Raw genomic sequence first — 15,674 nt, forward strand, 5'->3', positions numbered from 1 at the left:
TCCCCATTCATTCCAAAGCTTCTTATGTTAATATATCTCTAAATAGTAAGAAAGGAAAGAACCAAAACGATTCTTTCCTTTCGTTTCTCATCCTTTTGTTCCACCTGCCGTTAAACCAGAAACGAAATACTTTTGGAATGAAAGGAAGAGAATAGCGATCGGCACAGCAATTAATACCGAACCTGCCGCAAACGTTGTAAATTCGCTACCGAACTGCTTCGCCACTAAATCGTACAATCCGACCGCTAGCGTATATTTTTCTTTGCTGCGCAGCAAAACGCTCGCTAAAATGAAGTCACCAAACGGTGCAATAAACGTAAAGAGCGCCACGACCGCAATAATTGGCTTCGCAAGCGGTAAAACGATTTGGAAGAAAATGCGCAAGTGCCCTGCTCCGTCAATTTTCGCCGATTCATCAAGCTCTTTCGGAATCGTATCTAAATATCCTTTCATGAGCCACGTATTCATCGGAATGGCACCGCCGACGTATACGAGAATTAACCCTAAATGCGTATCAACTAATCCCGTTAAAAGCGCTAAAATGAAAATCGCAATGAGCGCCGCAAAGTTTGGAATCATCTGCAAAATTAAAAACGTCATGAGCCCGTTTTGGCGCCCGACAAAGCGATAACGCGAAAATGAATACGCCGTTAAACTAACTAAAATGACCGAAAAAATCATCGTCAACGTTGAAATTTTTAACGAGTTCCAATACCAAGTCAAATAGTCGCTTTGCGACGTATCAAACAATTTTTTGTAATGGGCAAGCGTGGCGTTGTCTGGAATCATTTTCGAACCGGACAAACTTTGCCCCGGGTTAAACGACGAGCCAACGACCCAAAGAAGCGGATAGACGATAATGATCGTCATCACCAAAATGACCGCATACGACAACGTGAGCCGAATGAGTTTTTGTCTTTTCATATCCATATTACATCATATCCTCTTCTTTAAATGATTTTGTTCTTCTAAACTGCCATAATGCAACAGATACGACAACGAGCGAAAGCAATAACGTAATCGCCGCTGCTTTCGAATATTGCGCAGATGTCATCGTTAAACGATAAATCCATGAAATTAAAATGTCTGTCGCACCGGCATTTTGCCCGGATACCGCAGGGCCGCCACCATTAAATAAGTAAATGATGTTAAAGTTGTTGAAGTTAAACGTATATTGCGTAATTAAAATCGGCGCTGTGGCATACAACACAAGCGGAAGAGTAATTTTCGTAAACTTTTGCCAACTTGAAGCGCCATCGACTGTCGCTGCCTCGTACAATTCGTTCGGAATTGCCTGCAATACCCCCGTTGTCATCGCAAAGATGAACGGGAAACCAAGCCACGTTTGAATCAAAATAAGGGCAACTTTCGTCCAAAATGGATCGGTCATCCACTCGATCGGTCCGATGCCTAATGATGCTAAAATCGTTTTATTAATGACCCCGAACGATTCGTTAAACATGCCGGAAAAGACGAGAATCGTCACGAACGCAGGAACGGCCCAAGGTAAAATGAAAATCGTCCGAATGATCGCTTTTCCTTTTAAATCTTTTTGGTTCACAATAATCGCTAAGAAAATACCGAGCGCAATTTGTAACGTCGTTGCCCCGAACGTCCAAACGATCGTCCAAGCAAGGACGTTAATAAACGTTTTTCGCCAAAGATCGAGCTTCACTAAATCAATGAAGTTTTGAAACCCAACCCAGTCAACAAGTTTAGCTGGCGGAGAATGATATAAGTCATAGTTTGTAAACGCCAATAAGACAACGAAAATAATCGGGAAAATGACGACGAATACAAGCAAAATAAAACCTGGTGAAATCATTAAATATGGAAAGCCGTTGTCGACGAGCGCACGATATTGCTCGCGCAACGAGCTAATTTTCAACCCTAAATCCCGCTTTTGCCCATTTTTATAAGCGTCGCGCAAGTTAAACGCATAAAAACCGAGACCAAACACGGAAATAATAACGGCTAAAATCCCTTCGACAAGCAAGAAAATGGAATGGTCACGTCCGATGACTTCACCGAGCGTAAAGATCCCCCACCATCCCATATTTAATAAATCTTTAAAAACGATGAAAAACGAAGCAGCTAAAATGAAAAACGAAACGCCTTTGACGTATTGGCGATTATATAGTTGGCCAAATCCCGGAATGAGCGATAAACCGAGGGCAATTTTCCGATGATTGGATTGATACATTGGTGTTTCCATTGATTTTGTCTCCTTTCTAAACAATTGCGAGGAGCGCACTTGAATGTGAATAAGTAAACAAAAAAAAGAAAGTTGAAGCAGTACCTCTACAAGAGAGGTACCGCTCGTTACTTACTTGCTTGGATGGTTTGTTTCAATGTTCGTTTTAATTGTTTTTACAGCTTCATCAAGCGCTTGTTTTGGCTCTGCTTTTTGGTTTGCGACAAGTTGAAGCGCTGTCGCCATTGGTCCCCATACTTCTGCCATTTCAGGAATGTTTGGCATCGGAATCGCATATTGAGATTGGATCGCAACGGCTTTTGCTCCTTCATCTTCTGCGATTATCGGATCATTAATGAGCGACTTCACTGGCGGAATTTCGCGCGTTAACTCAAAGCGTTTTTTCGCATTTTCTTCATTTGTAATAAATTCAATCAGTTTTGTCGCCCACTCAGGATGTTTCGAGAATGCAGATACGTGCCAACCTTTTACACCCATAAACGTTTTTACAGGCTCACCGTTTGGCAATTTTGGCATTGGCGCTACACCGATATCAATACCTGCATCACGCATACCTTGGAACGCCCACGGACCGTTCATGACAGACGCTGCTTTTCCTTCGTTAAATAAGCCGTCCATCGCTGAACCACCGTTTTCACCGATAATACCTTTCGGGAACAACTCTTTATACCATTTTTGAATATACTCTGTTCCTTTCACTGCTCCTTCGTTATTTAAGCCAATATCGTTGCGATCTAACGCACCGTTATTGTTTTTAAATACGTAGCCGCCCATCCCAGCGATAACGCCATGTGCGAAATAGAAGTTATCCCAAAGCGCTAAGAAACCGTATTGATCGCCTTTTGTAAACTCTTTTGAGAACTGATACAATTCGTCCATCGTTTCAGGCGCTTTGTCCATTAATTTTTTGTTATAAATGAATACAGGAGTTTCTACTGCTTTTGGAAGTCCGTATAACTTTCCATCATACATTTGCGCCGCAATCGAAGATTCTGTAAACGTATCTAATACCGCTTGATCGACGTTAATTTCACGAATTAATCCTTCTGTTACGAGCTGACCGATTTGGTCGTGCGGAACAGTAATGACGTCAGGACCTGTGCCAGCCGGACCATCTAGGCGAAGTTGATCGCGTTGTTTTGTTGCCATTTCAACTTCTTTGTACTCCACTTTAATGCCGTATTTTTCTTCAAACGCTTTAATCGCTGGTTCTAACGCTACACCGCGCTTCACGTCTTCCCAAACGACAAGCTTTTCTGGTTTCGGCGGCATGCCGTCTTCCGTTACTTCTGTTTTTCCTTCATTTTCGTTTTCTTTTGGCTTTGCCTCATCTTGTGGACCACAACCTGCCATCACACCTGCAAGCAACGCAAGCGATGAAAAAATGGATACCGTCTTTTTCATTTCGACCCCTCCTGTGTTTTAAGCAATACGTACAAACGCTTTCATTTTTGCGAAAACGATTGCACAACCTTTATCTTTATTATACAAACATTTTCCGCTTTGACAACTATTTTTTTCATCTTTTTTTGAATGAATGTTGACTTTTTTATCTCTTTCATTTTACGCTTAACATAAGCATTGTATCCGCTTCCTTAAACGAAGACAGAAAACATGTCCAACTATGTGACAAAAGCGCAATCGATTGCGCGCTAAATGGAGAGGAGTGATTGAAACATGTTAAAAGAAGCGATTTACCACCGTCCAAAAGATGCGTTTGCTTATGCATACGATGAGCGAACGTTACATATTCGTTTACGGACAAAAAAAGATGATGTCGATGCTGTCTTTCTTCTTTTCGGTGACCCATACGTATGGGAAGATGGCGCGTGGCAATTTGATAAAAAACCGATGCAAAAAAGCGGTTGTGACGCGCTATTTGATTATTGGTTTATCGCTGTGCAACCACCGTATCGCCGCTTGCGCTACGGATTTGAATTGCACGATGAAGAAAACGTGCTCATCTATACGGAAAAAGGCTTTTATGAAAAAGCGCCAACAGACGATACCGCATACTACTTTTGTTTTCCATTTTTAAATCGCATCGACGTTTTTGACGCACCTAGCTGGGTGAAAGATACAATCTGGTATCAAATTTTCCCTGAACGATTCGCCAACGGCGATCCAAAATTAAATCCACCTCATACGCTCCCATGGGGAAGCGTCGATCCGACAACAACGAGCTTTTTTGGCGGCGATTTTGAAGGGATTATGAAACGGCTAGACTATCTTGTCGAGCTCGGCATTAACGGCATTTATTTTACGCCTATTTTTAAAGCCCCGTCGAACCATAAATACGATACGATCGACTATTTTGAAATTGATCCGCAATTTGGCGATAAACAGACGTTTAAACGGCTCGTTGATGCATGCCATGACAGAGGCATTCGCATCATGCTTGATGCGGTATTTAATCATAGCGGCTACTATTTCGCTCCGTTTCAAGATGTATTAAAAAACGGGGAAACATCGCGCTATAAAGATTGGTTTCATATTCGTCAGTTTCCGTTACAAACAAAACCAATTCCAAATTACGATACGTTTGCGTTCGTGCCAGAAATGCCGAAGTTAAATACAGAAAACCCGGAAGTGAAACAATATTTATTAGACGTCGCAACATATTGGATTCGCGAATTTGACATCGACGGATGGCGATTAGACGTAGCAAACGAAGTCGATCATCAATTTTGGCGCGAGTTTCGCCAAGCGGTGAAAGCGATCAAACCGGACGTGTACATTCTCGGTGAAATTTGGCACGATGCGATGCCATGGTTGCGCGGAGATCAGTTTGATGCCGTCATGAACTATCCTTTTACAAACGGGGCGCTGAACTATTTCGCGAAAGGACATGTGCGCGCCAGCGAATTTGCGAACACGATCATTCACGTATGGCATAACTATCCGCAAAACGTAAACGAAGTCGCCTTTAATTTGCTCGGCAGCCACGACACGCCGCGCATTCTCACCCAATGCGGCGAACAAAAAGAAAAAGTGAAACTTATGTTTACGTTCCAACTTTCTTTCAGCGGATCGCCATGCATATATTACGGAGACGAAATCGGCTTAACTGGCGGTCAAGATCCGCTTTGCCGTAAATGTATGGTATGGGAAGAGGAAAAACAAGACCGCGATTTATTCGCACACGTCCAAACGCTTATTGCACTGCGCAAACAATATCGTGCCTTGCGCTTTGGCGAATTTCATGTGTTAGAAGCAAACGATGAAACGAATCATATCGCTTACGTGAAAACATATGAAGACGAAACGATCGTTTGCGTATTAAACAACGGAGAAGCCCCATTGGAATGGACCGTTCCGTTTTCGCTTGGCGACAAAACGGTGACAAACCTTTGGACAAACGAGCAAATAACAGAGCGAACGATGACAATCGAACCGTACGGCTTTCGAATGCTGCTCGTACAAGCTACGTCCGCTGAATAAAGCGACGATATTCGCTTGGTGTCATTCCTTCCATTTTTTTAAATACGCGCGAAAAATACGCGCCGTCTTCAAATCCGACTTGTTTTGCGATTGCCGCGACCGTCTCATTCGTCGCGGCTAATTTTTTCTTCGCCATCTTTAGCCGATAATCGTTCACATATTGCAACGCGCTCATGCCGATCGTTTTTTGCATGCAACGCGAAATGTAGTCTGGATGAAGACGAAGCGCATAAGCGAGATGCTCCATGTCAAACGGTTCTCCGTAATGACGATGAATATATTCCATCGCCGCTGCACATACATGCTCGGCAGCTGACGGAATATGAAGCATTTGTTTTTGCAGTTGAACGATCCATTGAGCGAATAACAACTGTTGCGTTAACGCATGATCCGGCGTTTGTTGCTCACGAACAATGTGTTGGAGCATCGACTCCATCCCCGATTGTTTCAACTTTCCATATTGCGGGATACATAAACGATATTGCGCATAATCGACATATGTAGCCTCTCTCTCAATAATATCACCCCAGCCATACGGCTGTTTTTCAACCCGATCGTATTGCGGCACTGAAAAATGAATCCAAATAAACTGCGTATCTTCATCGCACGGCTCATGCCCGTAATGTTCAAAGCCCGGACATAAAATCACGTATTCTCCTTCACGAACAACGAACGTTTCTTCATGTTCCGTCATATATAACGTTCCTTTTTGCACATACAAAAAATCAAATACAGAAAACGTGCGCCGAAAATGTTTCATTCCTTTTCGAAACATCGCCTCGCCCCCTTTAATAAAAACAGGAAACGGCGGAACGGAAAACGATATATACATAAGACCCCTCCTTTAAGTCGGAAATGTACAAAAGTAATCGTCTTTTTCCCTTTTCTCCATTATAACAATCCATTACACTGAAAACAGTTTGCAAGTCGGAAATCGTAAAGGAGTTGTCTTCTTTGGCAAAAAAGCTTTCTTTATTTGCGCTCACTTGGCCGATTTTTATTGAATTGACGCTTCATATGTTAACGGGCAACGCCGATACGTTTATGCTTAGCCAATATGCAGATGAAGCGGTGGCTGCGGTCGGTGTAGCGAATCAACTGTTGTTTATGGTCGTTGTCATGTTTGGCTTTATCGCAACAGGAACATCGATTTTAATTGCACAATATGCGGGGGCAAACGATGAAAAAACAGCTTCCTACATCGGAGCTGTTTCCATTTGGGCAAATATGTTATTTGGCATCGTATTAAGTGTGGCCCTTTGGGCAGGAAGCGACACTCTTCTTCAACTCATGAACGTCCCGAATGAACTCATTGCAGATGCGCGCACGTATTTATGGATTGTCGGCGGCTTTTCGTTTGTGCAAGCGCTCATTATGACGCTCGGAGCGATATTGCGCAGCTACGGGTTTACGCGCGACATGATGAACATTACGATCGGGGTCAATATATTAAACATTATCGGAAACTATTTCGTTTTGTTTGGGCCGTTCGGCTTACCTGTATTAGGTGTCGAAGGTGTCGCTTGGTCAACGACGATTAGCCGCATGATCGGGCTTGTCGTTGGATTTTTTCTCGTGATGAAACGTCTCCGACATCCGCTCCCGCTTTTATCGAAAGAGGCGCTTTCATTTTCTTACGTCAAACAATTATTAAAAATCGGCATTCCATCTGCCGGCGAACATGTCGCTTACAATACATCACAACTTGTCATCACCTATTTCATTACGATGCTTGGCACAGAAGCGTTAACGACAAGAGTATATACGCAAAACATCATGATGTTTATTTTTTTATTTAGCGTTGCCATTGGGCAAGGGACGCAAATTATCGTCGGGCATCTCGTTGGGGCGGAACGCTTTCATGAGGCGTATATCCGCTGCTTGCGAAGTTTACGGCTCGCCGTCATCATTTCGTTTACCGTTGCGGCCGTGTTTTCCGTCTTTTCCGATCAACTGTTTTCCATTTTCACAAGCAACAATCGGATGATTGAAACAGGCGGGACGCTCATTTTACTCACGATGCTTCTCGAACCCGGACGTTCGTTTAATCTCGTCATCATTAACTCTTTACGCGCGGCTGGCGACGTAAAATTTCCTGTCTACATCGGTATCGCATCGATGTGGGGGATCAGCGTCCCGCTCGCCTATATTCTTGGCATTTCGTTCAATCTCGGCTTAGTTGGCATCTGGCTCGCCTTTACGGCGGACGAATGGCTGCGCGGCTTGCTCGTCTATTGGCGCTGGAAATCAAATGTATGGCGCACAAAATCGTTCGTCAAAAAGGAAGCAACAGCTTAACACCGAGCAAATAATAAGCGACATTTTGTCCACTAATGACAACCATTGGCGATCCACCTCCCGGGTGGGTCGTCCCTCCAACGAAATATAATCCTTTCACTTCTTTACATGCATTTGACGGACGTAAAAACGTATCCCGCCGCCGATTCGACGCCACGCCATACAATGCGCCGCGATATGCGCCAAACTGTTCAGCAATATGAAGCGGAGTGATGACGCGTTCGACGTCTGGCACAACGTTTAATCCGTATGAGCGAAGCCGTTCGTACACAAGCTGCTTATATGCTTGTTCATCGACTTGCATACGCCCATCTTTTGTGAGTGGCGGAGCATTCACTAACACAAACAACGATGACCCTTCTTTCGTAAATGGTGGCGCGCAAACGTATATCGTCGGATGTTCACTATACCGTCCAGCAAGTATATGTTCAAACTCTTGTTTATAATTAGGGGAGAAAAACACGTTGTGATGAGCTAAATCATCCCATTTTTCTTTCGTTCCAACTAACATGACAAAGGCGGAAATGGACGGCTCGGCTCGTTCATACGAGCGATCGTGAGGATCAACGAGCTCGCGATACGCCTGTAACAAATCGGCATTCATAATCACGACATCCGCTTCTACCTTTTCCCCGTCTTCAAGCTCCACTCCTTTCACCGCTCCGTTATGCACAATGACACGCTTGACCGCTCGGTTTGTATGTAACGTTGCCCCCGCTCGTTTTGCAAGCATCGCAAACGTATCGGCAATACGAGCATTTCCCCCTTCTACGTAATATACGCCATCGACCATTTCTAAATAAGCGATCATGGCAAACGTCGCTGGCGCCATATACGGGGATGAGCCAATGTACGTTGCATAACGGTCGTACGCTTGAATGACATGTTCGTTTGTAAAATAACGTTGAAAAAAATGATGTAACGTTTCAAACGGGCGCGCATTCAATAAAGCAAACGCAAGCGACGGCGACATATAATCAACAAAAGAGCGAAACATGCGCGGAAAAAAGTACGTTTTCGCCAGCCGATACAACCGTTCCACTTCGCGCAAAAAATCGTCGTATCGCAACGCCCCAACGCGATCAATCGCCGCAAGCTGCTCTTTCATGTAATCGCGATCGCTCGAAAGAAAAAACGTCGTTTTGTCTTCATATACGTTTTTCGTATGCACAGACAATTTTCGAAACGTGATGTAATCTTCTGTACGCGCCCCTGTTTGCTCAATCACATGGCGAAATACAAACGGCATCGTAATCGTATTCGGCCCAAAATCGAAATAATAATCGCCGAGTTGAACGGGCATTAACTTTCCGCCGAAATGACTATTTTTTTCAAACAACTGCACATCAACACCTCGCTGTGCAAGCGTCACCGCGGCAGACAATCCACCGAGCCCACCGCCGATAATGACTACTTTTTTCACGTGTACGTCCTCCCCTTCCATTCATACCGTTTTGCGCGCATCGACGCATACATTAATACGATAAACGCCGCGGCACTGATCGGCATCCAATAACATGTCGAAATCGAGCGCTCCGTCTTCCACTCGACATACGCCTTTTGCGCAATGATGATCGCAAGCGGCAAGGCGTACGCTGCCCCATATATGAGCGACAACGGAGCGAAAATAAGCGGCGCGACATAACATATGCCGTAAAACATCGTAAGTAACAAAACAAAAAACGGGGAACGATTTAATCCGATATATACATTTTTCAAAAAACCTGCCCATACTTCTTTATTCGTTTCATACATATAACAAACAACATGTGTGCTCACGTTCGCCAAAATGACGCGATAACGATGTTCTTTCATTTTTCGGGCAATCATCACATCTTCAACAAGCTCTTGCTTGACGGACGCATGGCCACCGATCGCTTCATAAGCGGTGCGCTCGAAAAATAAACAAGCTCCATGCGCCGCCGTTGTTGCCCGCATGTTCGTATAGTTGGCGAAAACGAGCGGCAAATGAAAGAAAATAAAAAAATGTTGCAACGGAACGAGCCATTTTCCAACGAGCGGCAGCGACTTTGGATGAAACGACGGAAAACCAGTGACAAGTTTTGCATGATATGTCGTTGCGACCGTCAACAATGCTTCAATGACCGTTGGCTTTAACTCAACATCCGCATCAATAAAAAATAAATATGCTCCGTTCGCTTGCTGAGCGAGTTGATGACACGCATGCACCTTTCCTGCCCATCCGTCAGGAAGCGCCTTTCCTTGCAAAAGCGTAAAACGATCGTCCCCTTTCGTTTCTTGCAGCAAAAACTCATACGTTCGATCCGTTGATTGATCATCAAGAAGCAAAAACTCGATCGGCTCATATGTTAGCTGTTTTAGCGAGCGAACGAGACGCTTGACATTCCTTTCTTCATTGCGCAACGGAACGAGCACGCTCACAAGCGGACGATCAGTAAACACCGAACATTTCGGAAGAGGAACAAGAAACAAAGAGTTGACAACCGTCCAAATGAAAAAACATGCCAAAATGACGCTCATCCCTTTCCTCCATCCCAACGGCGAAACGATTGAATTTGTTCAGCGATCACTAACCTCCGAACATCATCGAGCTGTGCGGTACACATACGCTCAAGTTCAGCCGTTTTTTCTTTTCGGTTGCTGCCTGAAATATCACAAATATATAACGGTTCGCCAATATGAATAAACCATTCCGGCTTGCGATGATGACGAAAACTATGGTGAAACGCAAGCGGCACGATGGGCACGTTCGCCCGTTCCGCTACATATACAGAGCCTGTAAAAAATTGAAGCGGGCGCTTTTCAATATGTTGTTCTTCCCCTTGTGGAAACATCCAAACGCTTTTCCCGTCACGCAATAACGAAACCGCATAGTCAAGCGAATTCATGATATCTTTTCGTTGCGCACGATTCACCGAAAATCCGCCGAGCTTACGGAAAAACGGATATTGTTTTAATCCTTCTTCTGACATCATCGCATAACTATTTTGTTGAAAAACAAAACGGCTTAATTGAAATGCGATCAGTCCATCCCACCACGAACTATGATTTGCCACATATAGCGCAGGCGTTCGGACGACATGTCCACGTATATACAACCGATGAAACGACGTGCGCAACAACCATGTGTTATAAAGCGAAAACATCCATTCAAATGCGCGGCTTTTTTTCGCCTCAATCATGTCGATCGTCTCCATTTCCAAAAAATAACCGACGTAAGCAATAGTCCGAGGACAAAAGCGGCATATAACTGTTCCATGAACGCAAGAAATAAAAACATCGCTTCAAGAAGGAAAAAAAGAGAAATGGCTCGCTGTTCGGAACTTGCTTTGCGCGCTGGAAAAAGAAAAAGCGTAAAATGAATAACGAACGCGACGACAAACCAGCCGACAAAATTTTGGAGTGGAACGTTGTAATATATGCTCGTTTCTTCCCAAATCCAATACTGTTTTGCCACATATGCTACTGGGTCAATGGCTAAATCTAATACGACCGCCAACACTGCACCGACAACAGCAGAAAATAGCGGGCGCTTTGTTGAAACGAAACGGAATGCGAGCGCATGCGTACAACCGATGACCGCAAGCCAAGCAAAACCGATCGCAATCGGTACCCCAAACACCGTCATGCCAAATTGATTCGTATAATCATATGAACCGAAAATGAGATTATACGTTGCTCCGACGTATTCGACCGCCATCGTACCGATGAAAATAGCAACCGTTGCGATGACGCCGCGTCGACCGTATGTTTCGATTAAAAAAGAGGCGCCAATCCCCCCAGCAAGCATTAAAAAGACAACATTCGCCCACTCTAACCACGGCGGAAGAAGACGAAAACCGACGAGCACAATCCCGCATGCATACCAAATGAGAAAGAGGCGGTATAACCGATCACCCGACTTCAACATTTTCGCCTCCCATTTGTTGCAATAACGCTTTTTTCCGTTCTTCCGATACGAACGCTCGCTTCGTAAATACGTCATATTGTTGTTCACGAACAGCATGTAAAATGCTTTTATACATAAGCGCTGCTCCTTTTACGGCAAAACGGGCAGACAGTGGATAAAGAGAAAACATTTTTTCTGCCTCCGCATATCTATTTTCCGCCTCTTGTGCGATATGCTCCCATAAATCAATAAATGAGCTCGTCACTTGACCGAAAGCAATCTGTTGTTCACTCACTCCATACATGTTCATCCATTCGCGCGGCAAATACACGCGACCGCGCATCATATCTTCGCCGACATCGCGCAAAATGTTCGTCAACTGCATCGCTTCCCCGAGCGCGATCGCGCTCTCTTTTAATTGTTCGCGGTGATGCGGGGCTAAAATCGGTAATAACATGAGCCCGACGGTACTTGCCACACAATAACAATAGCGAAGCAACTGTGGAAACGTATCATAACGATGGACGGTTAAATCCATTTTTTGCCCTTCGATCATATGCCAAAACGGTTCAACGTCCATATCATAGCGCGAAAAGACATCGCGAAGCGCGATCCACATAAAATCATCCTCTGTATGCCCCGCTACAAACGCTTCCCATTGTTTTGCGAATTGTTGCAACTGTTCATCTGGTTGTTCTCCTTCATCCACGATGTCGTCCACGCGGCGACAAAACGCATAAATCGCCCAAATGGCCTGACGATCATCATACGGAAGAAGGGAAAACGCGCGATAAAACGTTTTCGAATGATATGCTGTCACCGCTTCACATTGTGCATACGCTTGCTTTACATTCACTCGTATTCACTCCAATCACGAAGTAATTGTTCCGTACATAATTTCGCCCCTTGCATGACAATCGGAACCCCTCCACCCGGATGAACAGATGCTCCAACACGATACACGTTTTCGTAACGTGTCGACTTTACTTGTGGACGAAATGGACCAGATTGAAATAATGTCGGCGCGATCCCGAACATCCCGCTATCATACAATCCTTCTTTGTGCGCATCAAGCGGCGTACGAACATGCATCCACTCCATTTCCTTCTTCAAGTTCGGAAACGCCCGTTTCTCCACTTCATCAACGATGCGAGAAATCCAATGTTGTTGTGTTGTCCAATCGATATGGCGCCCAGCCGGCACAGGAATTAATACATATAACACGCTTTTCCCGTCAGGCGCTAACGAACGATCGACCGCTGACGGATAAAACGTATAAAATGACGGATCTTTCGGGACAACTTTTCGAACAAAGACGTCATCCATATGTTGTTGAAAATCCGGCGGTAAAAAAAATTGATGAATCGGTGCATCGTACGTGCGCCCAAGTCCGATATAAAGTAGCACGCAGCTCGATGAAGGGGTCCACGTTCGTTTTTTCGTCATCCTCGGTTCATCTGTATTCATAACAACTGCATCGAAACGGTGCATTTCTCCTCGAACATAAAGCGCTTCGATTTTTGAACCGTTCACTTCGTACCGTTCCACTTCTGTTTGCAATCGAACCGTTACACCTGCTTCTGCTAGCTTTCTTGCAAGCAAAGAAACGAGACTAGCATATCCACCTTTCACGTAATACACCCCGTGTGCATGCTCGCTAAACGAAACGAGCGAATAAAGAGATGGCGTCGTATACGGATTGCCGCCGATATATAACGTCTGTAACGAATAAGCAAGCTGCAACCGTTCATCGTGAAAATAACGGCTCATGCTCGTTTTCACAGATTGATAGGCGCGCATACGTGAAAAAAGCGCCATCGTTTCTTTCGTGAAAAACGTTCGTTTCTTTAAGAATGTTTTTTTTAAAATGAGCTCATCGCCCTTTTTAAAATTTTCCTTCATCTCATTCATAAAACGTTGAAATCCTTTTTCTTCCCCTGGAAACAGACGAGCAATTTCTTCTCTTTGTCTGTCCTCATCCGCATACTTTGTGTACGATATACCGTCTGCAAAATGAATTGTATACATCGGATCGCACCGAACAAGCTCGTATTCATCTTCCGTTACGCCAACGTCGGAAAGAAAGGCACGCAATTTTTCTGGCAACAATACGATCGTTGGACCGGCGTCAATGCGGAACTCGTCTCGCTCAATAAACGAAAGCCGCCCGCCAAGCCGATCATTTTTCTCAAAAACTGTCACATGTGCCCCGCGCTTTGCAAGCGATAGCGCCGTCATCATGCCGCCAATGCCTCCGCCGACGACTGCAATGTTCATTATGCTTCCCTCCGCTTCGGCAAGTCGCCAACTGGAATAAGCGGTTGACGATGTGCTTGTAGTATGCCGTTTGCTGTAATACGGGCTGATTCAAAAATAGTCGGCAAACCGCTTCCCGGATGCGTCCCGCCACCGACGAGCCAACAGTGATTTAGTTCTTCAAATTCGTTATGTGGACGAAACACCATCATTTGCGACAACTGATGGCCTAAATTAAACGTCGCTCCTTCATAAACGAATACATCATGCTCCCAATCATGCGGTGTAATGATTTTTTCGCATTCAATATGTCGCTCCATCTGTTTCCACCCTAATTTTTTACATAGCGTATCCCATAGTTTTCGACGAAACGGCTCTTTCTCTTTTTCCCAATCAATACCGCTCGTATTGTTCGGCACAGGCGCTAAAATGTAAAGCGCACTTTTTCCTTTCGGAGCGACCGTCGCATCCGTTGCGGCAGCATGTTGCACGTAAATGGACGGATCGTGTGGAATCGTTTTTTCTTTCGTAATTTCATCGACGTTTCGCTTGTAATCGTCCGCAAATATAATCGTATGATGAGCAAGATCAACCGGCTTGTTTATCCCGACGTACATCATAAATGTCGAACATGAATATTTCTTTTTTTGCAACTTTTCTTTGCGATATTTTTTTAATACACCGTCATCGACGAGGTTCGTCATCGCATGGGCAAAATCAGCATTTATAATGACTTCATCCGCCATTACTTTTTCACCGTTTTCTAATATGACCCCTTTCACAGCCGTTCCGTCAAGCCAAAGCTTTCGCACCCCTGCGCTCACATGCACGCGCCCTCCATATTCTTCAACGATGCGCGCCATCGCTTTTGGAATTTCATTTAACCCGCCGATGACGTGATAAATGCCGTACGCATGCTCCATGTAAGATAAAATGGAAAACGCACCGGGACATTCCCATGGGGACATCCCTAAATATTTCGCTTGAAACGTAAACGCTAACCGAAGGCGCTCATCATCAAAATATCGGCTTAATACATCGTATAGCGATTGTGACAACGTCAACTGCGGCAACGCTTTTAACACGGCCGGACGCAAATAGTGGTACAATCGATCCATTTTACTTTGCAAAATCGGCGCGAGCGCCTGCAACTTCCGCTCATTTTCATTGATAAACCGCTCATAACCGTCTTCGTTCCCAGGAAATAGCGCAGCGATTTGTTCTTTCATTTTTTTCCGATTCATCGTCATCGCTAACTTGACATCACGAAAAACGAGTTCATACATCGGATCTAATTCGACAAGTTGGACATAGTCGTGTATGTTTCTTCCTGCTGCTGCAAATAACTCTTCAATGATATGAGGCATGCTTAAAAACGTCGGACCGATATCAAAACGGTATTCACCGAGCTCAAATCGTCCATTTCGTCCTCCTACGTACGGTTTTTTCTCAAATACAGACACATCATATCCTTTCGCAGCAAGCAACATCGCGGCAGCAAGCCCACCTGGTCCCGCTCCGACGACAACAATTTTTTTCACACTATCCACTCCTATTGAACAAAAGTTATACAAACATTATACAAGATAAATT

At 44.5% G+C, this 15,674-nt stretch carries 13 protein-coding genes; 2 read left to right on the top strand and 11 right to left on the bottom strand.

Annotation, left to right across the window (positions count from 1 at the left end; translation table 11 throughout):
- Positions 1–87: 87 nt before the first annotated feature.
- The 3 genes from K1I43_RS02950 to K1I43_RS02960 form a co-directional block, all read right to left on the bottom strand.
- Positions 88–930: a sugar ABC transporter permease gene (locus K1I43_RS02950; RefSeq protein WP_019417913.1), complete on the bottom strand. Its 843-nt coding sequence runs from the start codon at positions 928–930 to the stop codon at positions 88–90.
- 1 nt (position 931) lies between these two features.
- A complete protein-coding gene (locus tag K1I43_RS02955) occupies positions 932–2,215 on the bottom strand; it encodes a carbohydrate ABC transporter permease (protein ID WP_026011730.1) in 1,284 nt (427 codons plus the stop codon).
- Between the two features lie 111 nt (positions 2,216–2,326).
- A complete protein-coding gene (locus K1I43_RS02960) occupies positions 2,327–3,619 on the bottom strand; it encodes an extracellular solute-binding protein (RefSeq protein WP_026011731.1) in 1,293 nt (430 codons plus the stop codon).
- A gap of 273 nt (positions 3,620–3,892) precedes the next feature.
- Between K1I43_RS02960 and K1I43_RS02965 the strand changes: the two genes are divergently transcribed.
- Positions 3,893–5,656, top strand: coding sequence for an alpha-glycosidase (locus K1I43_RS02965; protein ID WP_019417915.1), 1,764 nt, complete (start codon positions 3,893–3,895; stop codon positions 5,654–5,656).
- Here K1I43_RS02965 and K1I43_RS02970 read toward each other — a convergent pair.
- Positions 5,640–6,488, bottom strand: coding sequence for a helix-turn-helix domain-containing protein (locus tag K1I43_RS02970; protein WP_019417916.1), 849 nt, complete (start codon positions 6,486–6,488; stop codon positions 5,640–5,642). The genes K1I43_RS02965 and K1I43_RS02970 overlap by 17 nt on opposite strands.
- A gap of 122 nt (positions 6,489–6,610) precedes the next feature.
- Between K1I43_RS02970 and K1I43_RS02975 the strand changes: the two genes are divergently transcribed.
- A complete protein-coding gene (locus K1I43_RS02975) occupies positions 6,611–7,954 on the top strand; it encodes an MATE family efflux transporter (RefSeq protein WP_083842730.1) in 1,344 nt (447 codons plus the stop codon).
- Here the strand turns inward: K1I43_RS02975 and K1I43_RS02980 are convergent.
- The 7 genes from K1I43_RS02980 to K1I43_RS03010 are packed head-to-tail and all read right to left on the bottom strand — an operon-like array spanning position 7,932 to position 15,571.
- Complete coding sequence (locus tag K1I43_RS02980) at positions 7,932–9,398, bottom strand: phytoene desaturase family protein (RefSeq protein WP_019417918.1); 1,467 nt, start codon at positions 9,396–9,398, stop codon at positions 7,932–7,934. The genes K1I43_RS02975 and K1I43_RS02980 overlap by 23 nt on opposite strands.
- The gene (locus tag K1I43_RS02985; RefSeq protein ID WP_019417919.1) at positions 9,374–10,456 is read right to left on the bottom strand and encodes a glycosyltransferase family 2 protein; all 1,083 of its coding nucleotides are present in this window, start codon (positions 10,454–10,456) and stop codon (positions 9,374–9,376) included. The genes K1I43_RS02980 and K1I43_RS02985 overlap by 25 nt, the downstream gene beginning before the upstream one ends.
- A complete protein-coding gene (locus K1I43_RS02990; RefSeq protein WP_019417920.1) occupies positions 10,453–11,118 on the bottom strand; it encodes a lysophospholipid acyltransferase family protein in 666 nt (221 codons plus the stop codon). The genes K1I43_RS02985 and K1I43_RS02990 overlap by 4 nt, the downstream gene beginning before the upstream one ends.
- On the bottom strand, positions 11,115–11,846 hold the full coding sequence (locus K1I43_RS02995) for a carotenoid biosynthesis protein (RefSeq protein ID WP_019417921.1): 732 nt from the start codon (positions 11,844–11,846) through the stop codon (positions 11,115–11,117). Before K1I43_RS02995 ends, K1I43_RS02990 begins: the two co-directional genes overlap by 4 nt.
- On the bottom strand, positions 11,830–12,681 hold the full coding sequence (locus tag K1I43_RS03000) for a phytoene/squalene synthase family protein (protein ID WP_019417922.1): 852 nt from the start codon (positions 12,679–12,681) through the stop codon (positions 11,830–11,832). The genes K1I43_RS02995 and K1I43_RS03000 overlap by 17 nt, the downstream gene beginning before the upstream one ends.
- Positions 12,678–14,102 carry a phytoene desaturase family protein gene (locus K1I43_RS03005; protein ID WP_019417923.1) on the bottom strand — a complete coding sequence of 475 codons (1,425 nt, stop codon included), beginning with the start codon at positions 14,100–14,102 and terminating at the stop codon, positions 12,678–12,680. Before K1I43_RS03005 ends, K1I43_RS03000 begins: the two co-directional genes overlap by 4 nt.
- Positions 14,102–15,571 (bottom strand): phytoene desaturase family protein, encoded by a 1,470-nt coding sequence (locus tag K1I43_RS03010; protein ID WP_238148434.1) that lies wholly within the window; start codon positions 15,569–15,571, stop codon positions 14,102–14,104. The genes K1I43_RS03005 and K1I43_RS03010 overlap by 1 nt, the downstream gene beginning before the upstream one ends.
- Between the last annotated feature and the right edge of the window lie 103 nt (positions 15,572–15,674).

The sequence above is a fragment of the Anoxybacillus sp. ST70 genome (assembly GCF_019553625.1).
In the GTDB taxonomy this organism is placed as follows: Bacteria; Bacillota; Bacilli; order Bacillales; family Anoxybacillaceae; genus Anoxybacillus; species Anoxybacillus gonensis.